We start from the raw sequence: 16441 nt of genomic DNA on the forward strand, positions 1-16441 counted from the left end.
GAGCGGCGTCGATCTGGTCATACGCCTTGAACTCACCAAAGAACTTGGTGATCGCTGCAGTCAGCGACGTCTTGCCATGGTCAACGTGACCAATCGTGCCGATGTTAACGTGGGGCTTCGTACGTTCGAATTTGCTCTTTGCCATCGCCGTTGTTCTCTTTGTTCTAGAACCGCTCAAGCGCCAGCACAAAAGCCTATTGGCTTCCGGGCCAGCATTTATGCCAAAACGGAACGGCGAACCGCCCGTCGATGATTCCTTACACGCCAAACCGCTCGGAAAAATTTGGAGCGGGTAGCGGGAATCGAACCCGCGTATTCAGCTTGGAAGGCTGCTGCTCTACCATTGAGCTATACCCGCGCACTCTTAACTCTGATCCGACAGTGGTGGAGGGAGTTGGATTTGAACCAACGTAGGCATAGCCAACGGATTTACAGTCCGTCCCCTTTAACCACTCGGGCATCCCTCCAGATATCACTATCAGCAGAGTCGAGCGACTAGGCATTTCCGCGGGGCTTCTGGCTGACTGTTGGGCCAGCCGTCGATCCGCGAGGGGCCTTATGACGATAAGCTTATCCCCTGTCAACAGGGTAAAAGCGAAAAGAATGCATGTCTGTTCACAACGGCGTGGAAACATTGCCTTCTCCGGCCCGTTCATGCGGGAAGAAAGGCCCGGTTTGGCGGGCTTTGCAAATTATTCTGCAATCAGAACAGCCTGATAGCATTTGCAGGGCTGGCCGCTATCTTCCGCACTGCTAAAGAGCTATAAGCACGCCATGACCGATCAAAATTCACCCCGCACACCAAAAGATTCTCATTATGCGCGCCTGCGCCGCCAGCATCGCGACCAGAAGGCCGGAACGGAAGGCAAATCACCGCGCAAGCCGCAGCGTCCTTCCATATCGGCAAGTGCCGTGACCGAAGGAACGGTACGCCTTTATGGATTGCATACGGTCCGCGCCGCCGTGGAAAACCCGGAACGCAGGATACTGCGCATGCTGGCGACACGAAACGGATTCGCACGTCTGGAAATCGGAGAGGCCGAATCTCTCCCCTTCCCTGTCGAAATCGTCGATCCGCGCGATATAGACAAGGAAACCGGTTCGGAAGCCGTCCATCAGGGCGTCATGATCGAGGCCGAGCCGCTGCGCGCCAGAAAGCTGTCCGAACTGAAGGACAGTCCGCTGCTGCTCGTGCTCGATCAGGTGACCGATCCGCATAATGTCGGCGCCATCATGCGTTCAGCGGTAGCCTTCGGTGCCGGTGCGCTGATTACGACAAGCCGCCACAGCCCGCAGGAAACTGGCGTCCTCGCCAAAGCAGCCTCCGGAGCCCTCGAACTGATCTCTCATATCGAAGTGCGCAATCTGGCCGAAGCGATTGAGGAACTTCATAGCCTCGGATTCCAGACCATCGGGCTTGATTCGGAGGGGCCGCTGGAAATGGAAGCCACCTTGTCCGGCGGACGAATCGCTCTCGTGCTTGGTGCGGAAGGCAAAGGCCTGCGTCAAAAGACACGCGAAACGGTCACCGCGCTTGCCCGCCTCGACATGCCGGGCGAAATAAAGTCGCTCAACGTATCGAATGCGGCTGCAATCTCGCTTTACGCTGCCGAGAGATATCTCCGCGCACGTTGAGTTGATTCGCCTGTAAAAATTCTCCCGGCTGGCCTTTCCATCCGGGAGAATGGCCAAAAGTCGAGTCGCTCAGGCCGTAGCGATATAGGTGCGGATATCTTCCGCCTCGCGTTCGACATCTTCGATGCGCCGTTTCACCACGTCACCGATTGAAACGATTCCCACGAGCTTGCCGCCTTCTTCCACCGGCATATGGCGGAATCGGCTCCTCGTCATGATTTCCATCACCTGATTGATCGTATGATGTTCGCGGCAGACCTGCACCTTTGCCGTCATTACTTCGGCGACGGGCATGCTCATGGCCTTGGTCTCCTGCGCAGCAACGGCGCGGACGACATCGCGTTCAGACAGGATTCCCTTGATTCGACCGGCCTCGTCGCACACCACCAACGCGCCGATCTTGTGTTTGTTCAGCATGGCGACAGCGTGGGACAGCGTATCGGCAGGCGCGATAACCACCACATCCCTGCCCTTTGTCTCGAGAATCGATCTTACGGTCATGCCAAAGTCCCTCCAAGATTAAAGCATTTCCGGCAAACGCGTGAAGCGGTTTTGCGTCGGATAATGCTTAAAACAAAGAGCTAGAGCGGTTCGACTGTTCTCTAATGAGGGAACAGCTCTAGCACTCGCTGCTTCGGGCGTTTCAGCGCCATATGAAGCAGAACGCAGCTCCTCCCACCACGTTCCATGATGGTGCGCTCTGAACGTCGGATTAGCAAGTGGCATCAAATGGGGAAGAAGGCCTTTCTGAGCCAGATTCCTAGCGCCTCAGAACCGCATCGTAACTGCGCGGGCGGTCCATCAGTGAAATGCCGAAAAAACCGGCGATGAAGCCGCCTATATGCGCTTCCCAGGCGATGCTGGAAAGGTCTGCACCGCCAGTCGAGTAGAGACCGGTAATGATGTTGATCAGGAACCAGACCCCGACAAAGGTCAGAACAGGCTTCAGCGTCAGGGTGAGCCCCACCGGAAGTACTGGCCCTGCAAATTCTGATTTGCGTCCGTGGCCGATGCGCCGGAAGCCGTAGCGCGCCGCAGCACCCATCATGCCCGAAATCGCTCCCGAAGCACCCACCAGCGGTGAAATACTGTCCGGATAGATCGCATAATGGGTCAGACCGGCGATAACCGACGTGAAGACCCAGAAAACTATCATCCGCCCGGTGCCGATGCGGCCCGCAAGCGGAGAACCAAAGGCGGCGAGCCAAATCATGTTGACGACCAGGTGCGCAATTCCGCCATGCATGAAGGAATAGCTGATGAGCGTGAAAAGCGCGGTCGGATCAGTAAAGCCGCCCGCAAGTGAGAATCGCGCCGGAATGAGCGCGAAGTTCAGCATGAAGCTGTAGTTCTGCTGCTCGCTGATGAGATAGTTCTGATAGACATACACCGCCGCGCACAGGCCGATAAGCGCAAGAACGACGCCGGGTATATTGAAGATCGGCTCGCTACCGCCTGACCGGCGGTTACTGCCGTCCGTTTCCGGCTGGGGAACGCTCATGAACTGCTGCTTTCTCATCCTTGCACGCCGACAACCGGGCCAGGTCGGCCCCTTACATCGGGTGGAAGCATCTAGATAGGGCAAAATCTGTTAAAAATAAAGGCCGACGGAGATACCCGGTCGGCCTGTCCGCGAACAGAATATTTCGCGAAATTAAATCTGGAGCTCAGAAAAACGCCAACCAAGTCAAAGGCTTCGTCTGATGCCTTATCAAAGCGCGTCTTTTAAAGCAGTGCAACCATTACTTATTGTTAACCTTAACGGACGAGCCCGGTGGATGAACAAAGGGTTAAACTGGCATCCTCCCCGTTAATACTATTTTAATGCGTCCACCAGCGGAGCCTGTCTCCGCGTGCAACGGAAAAACCAACGGCGCATGATGAAACACCGCAGTACGATCGCGATTTTCAGCGAATGGCAGCGACTGGCCCGCACGGAACGCGGCACCTTTCGCGCGCCGATGCGCGAGCGGATCGAGCCGCGCAAGCTGGGGCGTCATCTGTCCGACCTCTTCTTCCTCGAGGCTGGAGAGCATGGGGACCTGTCGTTCCGTCTGGCTGGAACGCGCATCTGCACCCTTTTTGGACGCGAACTGAAGAACACGCGGTTCCTCTCGCTCTGGTCCGAACGCGACCGCGCCGCACTTCGGGAAACCTCGCAAAACGTCAGTGGGCTCGAGATCCCTGCCCTCGTCTCGCATGTTGGAATCAGCATGTCGGGACGCAGCCTGGGGCTGGAAATGTTCCTCGCCCCGCTCGAAGCGGCGGACGGCCAGATCAGCATACTCGGCAGCATTGCAGTGCTTGATTCCGTCACGTGGGTAGGCGCCGACCCAATCGTGCTCGGCCATTTGAATTCCATCGAGCCGGTGGCGCCCGATCTGATTCTCGCGGACGACGTGCGGCAATCGGCAGCCGTAACCGTAAACGCACCCCGGACAGGCCGACAGTGGACGAATATTCGCCTGACGGAACCGCATGCAGCGCCGAAATTGCGCGTCATCAAGGGCGGCAAAGCCTGAAACAGGTCGCAATCGCGATTTCTCTTTATCAGTCCGTGCTGTAATGTGCTGACGTGGAGCGGACAAAATTCGAAATGGATCGGCTTTGATGAACAGATTTGCTGCGGCCCCCACTGCCAGCAATGTGCGGCAGGAAAACTTCAACGCCGTGAATGTCGATCTCAACGGTCGCTACATGCTGGAAAATCGCAGCGAATTTCCGTGCGTTATCAAGCGCATGTCGCCCGGCACGGCCCTGATGAGCGGCATAGCGACACCGCGCAACGGCGAACGGATCATCGCCTATATCGACCATGTGGGGCGGATCGAAGGAATTGCCCATGAGGTTACATCCGAGGGCTTCCATATTCTTCTGGCGACGTCCGAGCAGAAGAAGGACAAGCTTTCGGCACAGCTGACCTGGCTTGCCAACAAGCACGAGCTTGCCCTGCCCGAAGACCGCCGTCACGAACGCGTCGTGCCGCACAAGAACCGGCAGAACATCACTTTTGCCGACGGCACACAAAGGCTGTGTCGTATCGCCGACCTTTCGCTTTCAGGTGCGGCAATCGAAAGCGAGTTCAAGCCCGCGATCAAAAGCAGTGTCATGCTCGGGCCGATCCGGGGAACTGTCGTACGTCATTTCCAGGATGGTTTCGCAATCGAATTCGCCACCATCCAGACCAGCGCGACACTGGACAATCTTTTCGGCTGAAAGCATCGGCCCAAAAGATAAACGCGCGTCAAGGTTACGGAATGGCAAACCGCGAAACGACCGAAATCACAAAAAAGCCATAAAAATAGCCCGATTTGCCCTGAATTTGTCCGTCCGTTGACAAAAAGTTTCGGCGTTATTTGCACTTTTAATCGAATTTAACTCGCATTTTCGCGCTTAAATTTGCGTGCCTTCAAATTGTCTAAGTCATCTTGGTCTCCAACAGGGAGACAAAAGAATGACGAAGCAGACCATCATTGCAGCCATCCTGATGCTGCTCGGAATCGGACTGGCCGAGGCTGCAAGCCCCGCCGCCAATTCCCCGTGGATGACGACGGGCGAGCGCACGTCACAGCCGATCGGCCATTATGAATTCTGCGACCGGTACAAGTCCGAATGCAATATCACCAGCCGCAACAGCAACATGCTGAAGCTGACCCCGGAAATCTGGAAGCAGATCATCACGGTCAATGCGAGCGTCAACGAAAAGATCGCGCCGATGACCGACATGGAAGCCTGGGGCCGCGAAGAGTATTGGGAATATCCGACAACGGTGGGCGACTGCGACGACTATATGCTTTCGAAGCGCCGCGAACTGATGACGCTCGGCATTCCGGCGAACACCCTGCTTTTCACGGTGGTTCGACAGCCGAATGGCGAAGGCCACGCGGTTCTGACCGTCCGCACCGACCGCGGCGACTTCATTCTCGACAATCTCGATACCCGCGTTCTCGCCTGGAACAAGACCGACTACACTTACCTGAAGCGCCAGTCGACCACGAACACCGGCAGCTGGGTCTCGATCAAGGGCGACCGAGAACTGCTCGTCGGCAGCATCAAGAACTGATCAAAAAGAAAAACTGAAGAAGGACGGGCGCCAGTCTCCCTCTGGCCCCGTCCTTATTCATTTCACGCAAGTTCCAAGCCGCGCATGAAGGACCGTGCCTTCTCGACATAATGCGCTGCCGAAGCCTTCAGCTTTTCAACCGCCGCCTCGTCCAGTTCCCGAAGAACCCTTGCAGGAGAACCGACGACCAGCGAGTTATCCGGTATTACCTTGCCCTCGGTGACTAGTGCCCCTGCCCCGATCAGGCAGTTCTTTCCGATTCTCGCACCATTGAGAACGATGGCGCCCATGCCGATCAGTGTGTTTTCACCCACCGTGCAGCCATGGAGTATGGCTCGATGCCCGATGGTGCACCCCGCCCCGACCGTCAGCGGAAAGCCGATATCGGTATGCATGATGGTGTGTTCCTGAACATTGGTATCGTCGCCGATGGTGATAGGCTCATTATCGCCCCGCAAAACGGCGCCGAACCAGAAACCGGCATTTTCACCCACGACGATCTTGCCGATCAGGGTCGAATCGGGCGCGATCCAGTTGCTGCTGCGATCCACGAATTGCGGCTTGTGCCCGTTATAAGCATAGATCGGCATGTGCTTTCCTCCATCAGCAAACTCGATATTGAATCGCTAAGCTGTTTCAGGTCGCCAGACAAGCACGGTTTCACGCTCTGTTAACCATAGAAGACAGATATTCGAGCCAAATGGAAACAGCACCCGATTACACCGCCTCGAAAATGGGCAACCGCCTCTTCGGCTGGCTGCTGTTGGCCGTTGTCGCGCTGGTCCTCCTTTCGATCGCCGTGAATATCGGGGGGCGTCTGCTCGGTCCGCTGATTGCCCGGGGCGGCCATTCCGACAGCACGCAGGCTTATGAGATCATCATCGGCAACAACGTCCTCTCGATTCCCGCCAATATGATCCGCTTTTCGAATCAGCGGCGCGACGGAGTGACGGGCCGCCTCGATCTTTACGCCCGCTGGCCGGGGCTTACCGGCTATACGGAACGCGACCGCGCCATCTTCAACCTTCTTACCCCGAAACGGCACCTCATTTTCATGTCCATAGAGCAACGCACCATGTCCCGCGACATGAGCGGGCGTTACCTGCCGATCTACGCCGAGCTGATAGAACCCGGCGGAGAAACCGCTCCCGGAAACCTGACGGTACACCGGTTTCTGGAAAACAGCGGCTACAAGGGCGAGGAACTGGTGCTCTCCGACACCAGCAGCGGCAAGCCGGAATTTGTCGCACGATGCCTTGCCGACAGCGCGGCAGAAAGCTTCAATTCGTGCGAACGCGACGTCCAGTTCGGGCGCGACTTGCAGATACTCTATCGATTCCCCCGATCCATGTTGGGCGACTGGAAGTCACTGGACAAGGCGGTCGTCGATTTCGCCAATACTCATCTTCTTGATGGCAAACGCGCCAACTGATTCCGGACGAGCGTGATTGAGTGCCGGGTACCGAAGGCCCGGAGGGCCTGTTCGATCCTGGCTTGCTGGTGTCAATCGATGGATTGGAGCGGTATCGGCTGTCCCGATCGTTCCCGTTCACGCATCAATTCCTGAAATGCTCGTTGTCCCTCTCCGTCGAACTTGATCTTGTTCAACGGAACCCCGCTCATGACATGCTCCTCAGTGGCGCTTAGAACGATTTCCAGCTTCAGCATTTCTGCCGATCCGAGCAGCTTCCAGCATCCTTTTCCAACGGGCAGGGAAAAGTTGCTTTCCTTGACATAGACTGCGACGGCGTGAGCGCCATCGCATTTAGCGACACTTGGAGGTTCATCCAGAATCTCGATCACCGACAGGGAGCCGTCGTCCTGCTCGGTTTAGATGGTGCCTAGAACTTCTGCCCGCGCCGGAAACGACAGGCCGATCAGGAGGACGGTGAGTGAAAAGCGGAATTTCATGAAGTCGCACCGAAATCAGTCGCAGATTTCATAACTGCTCAGTTCAGCATGCCGGACAAGGTCAGAGCGGCAGCAATGATCTTCATGCATCCTCGCAAGCGTGTTTCAACAACAAAACGCCCTCTCCATGGGAAAGGGCGTCAAGAGCATTCCTGCATGGGCATGGGCGTCGCCTACGACGCACTCGCCGCTGCCGATCAAAGATCGACGTCGAGAATTGCCATCGAGAAATTGTAGGAGAGTTCGCCTTCGTCCTCATCCTTGTAGATCAGACCCAGGAATTCGTCCTCGAGATAAAGCTCGGCGGAGTCGTTCTTGCGCGGGCGTGCCTTGACCTGCAGGCCGGGATTGTTGAAGGTCCGTTTGAAATAGGCGTCCAGTTTTTTGAGTTCTTCGGGTTTCAACCGGCTTCTCCTGATATTGAATTGAGCCGGTTTATTGCACCCGGCATTTTCTTATGTAAACCCCTGACATCGACTATCCCAAGGGGCGTGGCCAGCTAATCGCCGCTTGCATCACAATATAGGCCGCCTGCGGGAGAAAACCAGCAAGCGGCCCGATTTCCTGACATCGGTTGGCCTCAGTGATGGAAAATGGATCTAGATTCCGTCACCCAGCATCTGGTCCATGACACGGGAAGGTTCCGCGCAGCCCGTGTCGCCCATGATCCGGGCGGGCACACCAGCGACGGTGACATTGTTGGGAACGGGTTTCAGAACCACCGAACCGGCTGCGATCTTGGAGCAATGGCCGACTTCGATATTGCCGAGAATTTTCGCCCCCGCGCCGATCAGCACGCCATGGCGGATTTTCGGATGACGGTCCCCGCTCGATTTGCCCGTACCGCCCAGCGTAACCCCGTGGAGGATCGACACATTGTCTTCAATCAGGGCCGTCTCGCCCACGACAAGACCGGTCGCATGATCGAGGAAGAGTCCGCTGCCGAGCCGCGCCGCCGGATGAATATCGGTCTGGAAGATCGATGAGGAACGGCTTTGCAGGTAATAGGCGAAATCCTTGCGGCCTTCATGGTAAAGCCAGTGCGCTAGGCGGTGGGTCTGTATCGCATGGAAACCCTTCAGATAAAGGATCGGGTCCATGAAGCGGCTATAGGCCGGATCGCGATCATAAACCGCCTGAATATCGACGCGGACAATCTGCGACCAATCTGGATTGGCATCCAGCATGGCATCAAAGGTCTGGCGTAGAATATCGGCGCTCAGGTCGGCATGGCCGAGACGCTCGGAAATGCGATGCATGACCGCGTCTTCCAGACTAGGCTGGTTGAGGATCGTGGCATAGAGGAACGTGCCCAGAACGGGATCATTCTTGGCCGCTTCCTCCGCTTCGGCACGGATGGAATGCCAGATAGGATCAACCTGACCCAGACCGGGGGTCGCTTTCGCTGATGTGCGAACGGACATATGCATACTCCAGTTTTGCACCGCGCGAGGGAAGAGACAGCCGTGCTTTCGCTCTGTCCCCGCACCGCAATACGAGTTCGGCGCGCAGCATACAGCATTTCCAGCAAAAGTGTGAAACGGTTTTGCGTTCGGAAATGCGCACCTGCAAATAGCAATCCTCGGTTGTCCGGGGGATTGGCTTAAAATGCCTTGCCTGCCACCGCCGAGTTTGGCGCAGCATCCAAGGTGCGTGCTTTGCTGAGGATCAAACTCCCGTCAAAGCGGGTTTTCTTTCAAAAACCCAAGCACTGCCTGCTTGTAGACCTTGTCGCCCACGGCCAGCATATGGTCGCGGCCCGGAATGTCGACCGCCTGTCCATTCGGCAGAAGATCGGCGAGTTCCTGTGCGCTGCCGGCAATATCGTCGGTCGTGCCGACTGCAACGAGAACAGGCTGCATGATGCGCGCTATCGCGGCAGCCGGAACAAGTTCCTTGGAGGTGATCACGCAGGCTGCAAGGGCGATACGGTCGCTCCTGGTCTGGTCGGCGAATTTGCGGAACATCTGGCCACGCGGATGCGTGATCGTCGTCGGGTCTTCGGCAAGCAGCGCCTCTCCAATCGGCTCCCAGTCGCCCGCGCCCGTTACCATGCCGATGCCAAGGCCACCGAAAACGGCACTGTGAACGCGCTCGGGATGTTCCAGCGCCAGAAATGCCGAGATACGCGCGCCCATGGAATAGCCCATGACATGCGCATTTTCGATGCCGAGATGATCGAGAAGCGCTGCCGCATCCGCCGCCATTTTCGTCGGCGTGTATTCGTCCGCATCATGGGGCTTCGCTGAAAGCCCGTGCCCGCGATTATCGATGGCAATCACGCGATATCCGGCTTCGGTCAGCGTTCGGAACCAGCCGGGCGAAACCCAGTTGACCAGACTTGACGAAGCAAAGCCGTGAATGAGCAGGATCGGATCGCCTTCACCGTCCTGACGATAGGCCAGGCGCAGGCCGTCATGTTCGAAATATTCGATATCGAGGGCACTCAATTCCTTATTCCTCTTGGGACATTTCCGAGCCAAGGTGCGAAGCCTTTGCATCAGGAAAATGCGTAAAACAGATAGACAGAGCGGTTCCGCTTTAGCTGGAACACCTGACTGCGATCAGGACCGACAAACACCGCAAATCACGCGGTGGGTGGCCCTGTCGCCAAGCTTTATGCCGGTTTGCTTGACCGTGCCGGCCAGAAGTTCCACGACATACGCCGCCGGAACCTCGGATGAAATGATATTTTCGGAGAATGGCACTGCATTTTCGTGAATGGCCGATACGCGTCCCTTGTCGTCAAGGAAGACCATATCGAGCGGCGACGGTGTATTCTGCATCCACATCATGACGCGGCGCATCTCGCCAAACACGAAGATCATCGCCCGGTCCCGGGGAAAGTCCGTGCGCCACATCAGGCCTCGAACGCGAGCGTCGTCAGTATCCGCCACTTCAAGCGCAAAATTCACCTTGTTGCCGTTGGCGGCGACGAATGTCAGCGGCTCCTTGTCGACCGGCAGCCTCATCGGTTGTGCTTCATCAGCCTGAGCGGTGAATGCGAGAAAAACAAATGCAAAAGCAAGAAAAATGCGGCCCATGACCTGCCTATTCAAAGAAAGAAACCAAGCCGGAACCTATCAACGGGAGGTGATGACCACAAGACCGCGCGAACAGCCACGCCGCGCCCTCACCTGCTTGTTACAGCGATCGGGTAAAGCCGGCGCACTTTGAACAGCCGCACTCCAGAACGCGCTTCGATCTGACGGGATCAGATGGACGCTCCGCCTTCTTCTATATCAAGCATAAACTTGAACGCCTTCGTTTCACTCTGGCCGGATTATGCTCTAGTGAGAAACAGGAATTGCCGTTCCGATATCCGGATGGATCTCAGCAGCCATCAGGCCCTTGTCGCCCTCACCGAAGCGGATCAGCACCACCTGACCGGGACGCAGTTCCATCATGCCGAAACGACGCAGCGTTTCCATATGGATGAAAATATCTTCCGTGCCTTCGCCGCGCGTCAGGAAACCGAACCCCTTGGTGCGGTTGAACCACTTCACAATCACGCGCTCAAGTCCGCTCGACGGCGTGACGGTGACATGGGTGCGCTGCGGCGGCATCTGCGCGGGATGAACGGCGGTCGAGGTATCCATCGACAGCACGCGGAAACATTGCAGGCCGCGCTCGCCCTGCCGGACCTCACAGACGATGCGAGCACCTTCCAGAGCGGTCTGGAAACCATCGCGACGCAGTGAAGTCACATGAAGAAGAATGTCATTAAGGCCCGGCTGGTCCGGAACAATGAAGCCGTAGCCCTTGGCTACGTCGAACCATTTGATATGGCCCGAAATTTCGATGATATCGCCCAGCTCTTCCGAGGCGTGCTGGCTGCGAAACTGGTCATTTGACACAGACTTGTCCGCCATGCGTTCGCCCCTCCTCTGTTCTTCCATTGCGATTCCGACCTGATTCTTGTCCAAAGAATAACACTTCCTTAACCGGAGGCGGCAAGTCCAAACTTGTGTCAGTCCCCATGAAGACCACACACTTCACAACTTCATGGTTACTTTTCCCGCGCGGCAGCCCTCGCAACCCGCCAACCACTTCAAATATGGCCGGTCGCCGATTTGGCAATGAGGGTCCGGGGACATTTCCGGTCACATCTGCGGCTCAAAATTCTTGAACCCTGTTCTGTGGGTGATAGCTTGACGTTCGGTCTCCGACATCGGATTCGATATCCCCGCCGAACCAATCGGCGTTCCATGCGTTTCACGAGCGTCAGCCCATGAATTACAACAGCCGAGGAAAAGACTATGCGCTATCTGCACACGATGGTCCGAATTCGCGACATCGATGAATCTCTCGATTTTTATGTAAACAAACTCGGCCTTGAAGAAATCCGCCGCACTGAAAATGAGAAGGGCCGCTTCACGCTGATCTTTCTCGCCGCGCCTTCCGATACGGACCGGGCAAAGGCGGAACGCGCGCCGGAACTGGAACTGACCTACAACTGGGACCCGGAAACCTATATGGGAGGCCGCAATTTCGGCCATCTGGCCTATATGGTCGACGACATCTACGCCACCTGCCAGAAGCTGCAGGATGCAGGTGTCACCATCAACCGTCCGCCGCGTGACGGTCATATGGCCTTCATCAAGTCACCCGACGGCATTTCCATCGAACTGATCCAGAAGGGCGAACGTCTGGCGCCACAGGAGCCTTGGGCTTCCGCCGAAAATATCGGCAGCTGGTAACAAAGACATGCATAAAACAAAAAGCCCGGTCGCGAGACCGGGCTTTTTTCGATCCTGAACGGCTATTCCGTTCCCTGAATGGCAGCAAGCTGCCATTCGCCGCCATCCTGGCGGGTGAATGTCCAAAGCTCGACGCTTTCCACCGGCTCATTCGGATTCCCTTCGACGACGGCGCCGGTATTGCGATCCAGCATGACGTCGATTGCTGAATAGCGGATCGCGACGGTTGCGTATTCGGCGTTGCCTTCGCGCCAGGCTTCGGAAACATCGCCCTGCAAAAGCTTGACATCCTTCACTTCGTTGCGCATGCCGCTGGAAGCGATCTCGCCCAGTTCTTCAGCCAGATAGGACATGGCTTCCGGGGTCGCGAGCTTGCGCAACGCCGCGTAGTCCTCACGGCCATAGGCTGTCTGGACTTCAGAAAGCATCTGCTCGAACCGGTCCAAATCTTCCTGACCGACATCCATCGGCTCGTCTTCAACGGCCGGAGCAGCCGGAGCAGCGTCCTGCTTTGTCTCAAACGGGTTTACCGATGGGGTGCGACCACCAAAACCCGCCAACGGCCCGGCCTGGGCAGCGGCGGATTTTGCCGCGCCAAAGGGCTGGGCGCCTGCATTACCGGCACCTGCCGCTGCCGGCTGGCGGCGGTTCGCGAACATGCGCATGACGAACATGGCAATGAGCGCGATCACGGCAACCTGCAGGATCAGGCCGAACATGCCGGCAAGACCGCCAAGGCCGTTGCCGAGCAGCATGCCGATAAGGCCGCCGACGAGAAGACCGCCGAGCATGGAACGACCGAAATTGCCGAACATGCCGCCGGAACGCTGCGCCTGAGCAGCATTCTGCGTTGCGCCCGCCGCCGGGCGGCTGGTTTGTGTAGCGCCGGTATTGGGCGTCATGGAACGTTCGATGGGAGCTGCGTTGTTAGGCGCGGTGCGGGTTGGCGCGGGTGCCGAATAGGTGCGCGCACCACGGCTGCCGAAACCGCCACCGCCCGCGCGGCGAGCCTCGGCGAAATCGACCGCAGCAAAGGAGGCAATCAGCCCCAGCACCATTGCAGCTGTCAGTTTGGTCAGGCGGTTTCCGGAACCCGGCATCGGTTTCTCCCACTTAGAGTCATGTCTGAATGTTTAAGTGCTCATATGGGAATTCGCCCCCGCCCCTCACAAGAGCGTGAAGACAAAAAACTGAAGAATTTCAAATGGCCCGGAAACGCTCTAGATTGGCAAAGCCGCGTCCAGAATCTGGATCTGGGGAGTGACCGAGCCATTCCAATGGTTTAGCGACAGATTGCCTGCGACATGGACACTCTGGCCGATATTGTTGAACAGGAAGCGTCCGAGATCGCCTTCCGCCGCCCGGAAGGCTATGGCGTTGACGCGCTTTCCATCCGCGCCGCGCAGTGTAACGCGCACATGATCGCGCCCGACGCCCCGCACATCGGCCAGTATGTGATGCGGCAGCGCCAATATGGGCTGCGGATGCGCCGAACCATAGGGCCCCGCCTTCTGCAAGGCTTCATAAAGCGATACGGTGGCGCCCGATGCGGCCAGCGCGCCATCGATGGAAAGGCTCTGATTTTCTCGCAGACGCGAGACGATATGCGCCGACTCTTCTTCAAGATAGGCACGCAACGCGCCAAGATTGCCGCGCTCGATGGTGATACCGGCGGCCATGGCGTGGCCGCCGCCCTTGACGAGCAGCCCACGATCCATCGCCCCGCGAACCAGTTTGCCAAGATCAAGCCCCATGATGGAGCGACCGGAGCCCGACCCAACGCCATTGGCGTTGAAGGCGATGGCAAAGGCCGGCCGCCGCGCCTTTTCCTTCAGCCGCGAGGCGAGCAGCCCCACAATGCCGGGATGCCAGCGGTCGCTTGCCGTCACGATCACCGAGGCGCCCGCACCACCGGAGATTTCCAGCGAGGCTTCCGCTTCCGCCTCCATGAGCATTTCCGCTTCCATGGCCTGCCGCTCCTGGTTGAGCCGGTCAAGCTCCACAGCGATGCGATCTGCCGTTGCGGGATCATCCAGCGTCAGCAGTCGCGCGCCAAGCCCGGCGTCGCCGATGCGCCCGCCCGCATTGATGCGCGGCCCGATCAGGTAACCCAGATGGAAGACATTGAGAGGCTCTCCAATCCGCGAGACGCGGGCAAGCGCCGCAAGGCCGACATTGCTCTGTGATCGCGCAACGAGCAGTCCCTTCACGACGAAAGCGCGATTGACGCCAGTCAGCGGCACCACGTCGCAGACCGTGGCGAGCGCCACGAGATCGAGCAGGGAAAGCAGGTCCGGGCCCGCCCCCTTGCCACGCTCCCGCAATATCTTGGTCACCTGCACCAGCGTCAGAAAGACCACGCCTGCAGCGCAGAGATGCCCTTGCAGCGAAATATCGTCTTCTCGGTTCGGGTTGACGATAGCCACGGCATCTTCCGGCAGATCACCACCCAACTGATGGTGATCGAGCACGACGACATCGGCGCCTGCCTGCTTCGCGGCTGTAATGGATGGCGCGCTGTTGGTGCCGCAATCGACTGTGACGATCAGAGTTGCGCCCTTGGCGACCAGATCGCGCATGGCATCGGGATTTGGGCCGTAACCTTCGAAAATCCGGTCGGGAATATAGATGGAATGCTGAATGCCGTAATGTTTGAGAAAACGCGACATCAGGGCGGAGGAACAGGCCCCATCCACATCGTAGTCGCCGAAAATGGCCACGGTCTCGCGGCGCAGAATGGCATCGGCAATGCGCCCTGCCGCCTTGTCCATATCGGTGAGCGTCGCCGGATCGGGCATGAGATTGCGCAACGTCGGGTCGACAAACTCAGGCGCGCCTTCCACCGACACACCCCGCCCGGCCAGCACGCGCGCGACGAGATCGGTAATGCCGTGATGCTGCGCAATGGCAAGGGCCGTGTTGGCCTCACGCAGGCCAAGCCGGTCCACCCATTTCTGCCCGGTTGCGGATTGTTTTATTCCGAGGAAAAAGCGCTCTGTCGTCATGAGATTCTAAAGACACAAAAGGCGGCAGACGGTCAAGCCGGACGATTTTTATCGCGCCAGTCGGCAGGACTGAGCGACGTCACCCGCCGGAACTCGCGATTGAAGTTCGATTTGGTCTGAAACCCGGATTCAAACATGACGGTTGTTATCGAAATGTCGTCCTTCTCAAGCCGACGGCAAGCTTCGGCAATTCGATAATCATTGATAAAACGGGAAACATTCTGGCCTGTCAGCCGGTTGACGGCGCCCGATATCTGGCGCGCCGGAATGGAGGCTCGTCGAGCCAGCCGCGACAGCGTCAGATTTTCATCGAGAAAGAGCTTTTGCTCAGTCAAAAGCGCTTCGACCTTATCCAGAACATTGCGATCTATTTCGGCATCCGGCGCCGATGGCGTCGTTTCAAAATCCGCTTCTGGCGCAGCTTTGGCGCGAGCTGCCGTCAGCGCGGTCAAGCCGATAAGGAACAGGCCGAGCAGATTGGCATTGCCGATGATCGCAGCCGTGTAATCGCCTTTCCGCCATTCGAAATCCAGCACCACCATCAGATCGAACAGGGCGGAAAAACACAAGGATGCAGCGGCAATGACAAGAGCCCGATGAGCTGCCACCGCACTATCGAGGCGCGCCGCATCCAAGGCATCGGGACCGGAGCGCCCTAGCAACAGCAGGGCAAGCGCATAGCCAACGTAAAGCCCAATCAGCGCCGCATCGATCAAACCCGGCGCGAAGTAGACCATTGCGGCAATGACGAATGGCGGCAACGCGTGAAACCAGACCAGAACGGTATCGTCTGCTTTCGACTGATGGATGAGGCTTCTGAAACTCATCAGCGTCAGTCCCGGCAGGCAACTGGCTACAACAGGCAGAACAAAGCGCAGTTCTGTAATCCCGTAGCCCCAGCGCAAACCGACAATGAGCGACTGCAACGCGCACAATCCCAACACGAGCAGGAAGGGCCGGTTCGCTCCGCGCCAGCCGAACCGATGCAGAAGAACGGCCATCAGCAGAAGCATCAAAAGGGAGGAAACGAAAGGCAAGGGAATGAAAATCATAAAACACACACGAGTGAAACGCAGACAGCCGATCATGGCCCAAATCGTGATCCGAAACGACCTGAATCATGATCA

General features: G+C 57.5%; 19 protein-coding genes and 2 tRNA genes. 6 read left to right on the plus strand and 15 right to left on the minus strand.

Translation table 11 applies throughout. The features are described from left to right. From ABWW28_RS11105 to ABWW28_RS11115, 3 genes are all read right to left on the minus strand, one after another. Positions 1 to 145 (minus strand): GTP-binding protein (locus tag ABWW28_RS11105; RefSeq protein ID WP_230350295.1); only part of this gene is annotated, 145 nt, incomplete at its 3' end. 139 nt (positions 146 to 284) lie between these two features. Then, positions 285 to 358: transfer RNA gene (locus tag ABWW28_RS11110), tRNA-Gly, on the minus strand. Positions 359 to 382: 24 nt separating this feature from the next. After that, a tRNA-Tyr gene (locus ABWW28_RS11115) sits at positions 383 to 467 on the minus strand. A 307-nt stretch (positions 468 to 774) separates the two neighbouring features. Between ABWW28_RS11115 and rlmB the strand changes: the two genes are divergently transcribed. Beyond that, the gene (gene rlmB, locus ABWW28_RS11120) at positions 775 to 1635 is read left to right on the plus strand and encodes a 23S rRNA (guanosine(2251)-2'-O)-methyltransferase RlmB (RefSeq protein ID WP_025090595.1); all 861 of its coding nucleotides are present in this window, start codon (positions 775 to 777) and stop codon (positions 1633 to 1635) included. 69 nt (positions 1636 to 1704) lie between these two features. Here the strand turns inward: rlmB and ABWW28_RS11125 are convergent, their stop codons facing one another. Both ABWW28_RS11125 and ABWW28_RS11130 read right to left on the minus strand, forming a co-directional pair. Beyond that, positions 1705 to 2136, minus strand: coding sequence for a CBS domain-containing protein (locus ABWW28_RS11125; protein ID WP_006467047.1), 432 nt, complete (start codon positions 2134 to 2136; stop codon positions 1705 to 1707). A gap of 259 nt (positions 2137 to 2395) precedes the next feature. Beyond that, on the minus strand, positions 2396 to 3136 hold the full coding sequence (locus tag ABWW28_RS11130; RefSeq protein ID WP_021585949.1) for a rhomboid family intramembrane serine protease: 741 nt from the start codon (positions 3134 to 3136) through the stop codon (positions 2396 to 2398). Between the two features lie 379 nt (positions 3137 to 3515). Here ABWW28_RS11130 and ABWW28_RS11135 point away from each other — a divergent pair, with 379 nt between their 5' ends. The 3 genes from ABWW28_RS11135 (at position 3516) to ABWW28_RS11145 (ending at position 5698) form a co-directional block, all read left to right on the plus strand. Continuing rightward, the gene (locus ABWW28_RS11135) at positions 3516 to 4157 is read left to right on the plus strand and encodes a PAS domain-containing protein (RefSeq protein ID WP_025090596.1); all 642 of its coding nucleotides are present in this window, start codon (positions 3516 to 3518) and stop codon (positions 4155 to 4157) included. Positions 4158 to 4245: 88 nt separating this feature from the next. After that, on the plus strand, positions 4246 to 4851 hold the full coding sequence (locus tag ABWW28_RS11140; protein ID WP_006470308.1) for a PilZ domain-containing protein: 606 nt from the start codon (positions 4246 to 4248) through the stop codon (positions 4849 to 4851). A gap of 238 nt (positions 4852 to 5089) precedes the next feature. Next, entirely contained in the window at positions 5090 to 5698 is a 609-nt protein-coding gene (locus ABWW28_RS11145) for a transglutaminase-like cysteine peptidase (protein WP_021585952.1), read from the plus strand. A 62-nt stretch (positions 5699 to 5760) separates the two neighbouring features. Here the strand turns inward: ABWW28_RS11145 and ABWW28_RS11150 are convergent, their stop codons facing one another. After that, positions 5761 to 6288, minus strand: a complete 528-nt coding sequence (locus tag ABWW28_RS11150; protein WP_021585953.1) for a gamma carbonic anhydrase family protein — start codon at positions 6286 to 6288, stop codon at positions 5761 to 5763. A 110-nt stretch (positions 6289 to 6398) separates the two neighbouring features. On the opposite strand from ABWW28_RS11150, the gene ABWW28_RS11155 reads away from it, so the two are divergent. Further along, entirely contained in the window at positions 6399 to 7130 is a 732-nt protein-coding gene (locus ABWW28_RS11155; RefSeq protein WP_031346337.1) for a hypothetical protein, read from the plus strand. A gap of 71 nt (positions 7131 to 7201) precedes the next feature. On the opposite strand, the gene ABWW28_RS11160 is transcribed toward ABWW28_RS11155, so the two are convergent. The 6 genes from ABWW28_RS11160 to ABWW28_RS11185 all read right to left on the minus strand — a co-directional run bounded on the left by ABWW28_RS11160 (position 7202) and on the right by ABWW28_RS11185 (position 11481). Then, complete coding sequence (locus tag ABWW28_RS11160) at positions 7202 to 7501, minus strand: hypothetical protein (RefSeq protein ID WP_021585955.1); 300 nt, start codon at positions 7499 to 7501, stop codon at positions 7202 to 7204. Positions 7502 to 7806: 305 nt separating this feature from the next. After that, positions 7807 to 8013, minus strand: a complete 207-nt coding sequence (locus tag ABWW28_RS11165; protein ID WP_006467055.1) for a DUF3126 family protein — start codon at positions 8011 to 8013, stop codon at positions 7807 to 7809. A gap of 195 nt (positions 8014 to 8208) precedes the next feature. Then, positions 8209 to 9033 (minus strand): serine O-acetyltransferase, encoded by an 825-nt coding sequence (gene cysE / locus ABWW28_RS11170; protein ID WP_006470306.1) that lies wholly within the window; start codon positions 9031 to 9033, stop codon positions 8209 to 8211. Positions 9034 to 9288: 255 nt separating this feature from the next. Beyond that, positions 9289 to 10059 carry an alpha/beta fold hydrolase gene (locus ABWW28_RS11175; RefSeq protein ID WP_021585956.1) on the minus strand — a complete coding sequence of 257 codons (771 nt, stop codon included), beginning with the start codon at positions 10057 to 10059 and terminating at the stop codon, positions 9289 to 9291. Positions 10060 to 10173: 114 nt separating this feature from the next. Further along, positions 10174 to 10653, minus strand: a complete 480-nt coding sequence (locus tag ABWW28_RS11180) for a DUF192 domain-containing protein (protein ID WP_021585957.1) — start codon at positions 10651 to 10653, stop codon at positions 10174 to 10176. 246 nt (positions 10654 to 10899) lie between these two features. Then, complete coding sequence (locus tag ABWW28_RS11185) at positions 10900 to 11481, minus strand: cold-shock protein (RefSeq protein WP_006470303.1); 582 nt, start codon at positions 11479 to 11481, stop codon at positions 10900 to 10902. A 387-nt stretch (positions 11482 to 11868) separates the two neighbouring features. Here ABWW28_RS11185 and gloA point away from each other — a divergent pair, with 387 nt between their 5' ends. Then, positions 11869 to 12309, plus strand: a complete 441-nt coding sequence (gene gloA, locus ABWW28_RS11190) for a lactoylglutathione lyase (protein WP_021585959.1) — start codon at positions 11869 to 11871, stop codon at positions 12307 to 12309. Between the two features lie 62 nt (positions 12310 to 12371). Here gloA and ABWW28_RS11195 read toward each other — a convergent pair whose 3' ends face one another. The 3 genes from ABWW28_RS11195 to ABWW28_RS11205 all read right to left on the minus strand — a co-directional run bounded on the left by ABWW28_RS11195 (position 12372) and on the right by ABWW28_RS11205 (position 16366). Then, positions 12372 to 13409, minus strand: coding sequence for a Tim44 domain-containing protein (locus ABWW28_RS11195; protein ID WP_021585960.1), 1038 nt, complete (start codon positions 13407 to 13409; stop codon positions 12372 to 12374). A 120-nt stretch (positions 13410 to 13529) separates the two neighbouring features. Further along, positions 13530 to 15314 (minus strand): single-stranded-DNA-specific exonuclease RecJ, encoded by a 1785-nt coding sequence (gene recJ, locus ABWW28_RS11200; RefSeq protein ID WP_025090419.1) that lies wholly within the window; start codon positions 15312 to 15314, stop codon positions 13530 to 13532. 32 nt (positions 15315 to 15346) lie between these two features. After that, positions 15347 to 16366, minus strand: a complete 1020-nt coding sequence (locus tag ABWW28_RS11205; protein ID WP_025090420.1) for a helix-turn-helix domain-containing protein — start codon at positions 16364 to 16366, stop codon at positions 15347 to 15349. Positions 16367 to 16441 lie beyond the last annotated feature (75 nt).

Source organism: Brucella sp. NBRC 14130 (assembly GCF_040371715.1).
GTDB lineage: Bacteria > Pseudomonadota > Alphaproteobacteria > Rhizobiales > Rhizobiaceae > Brucella > Brucella intermedia.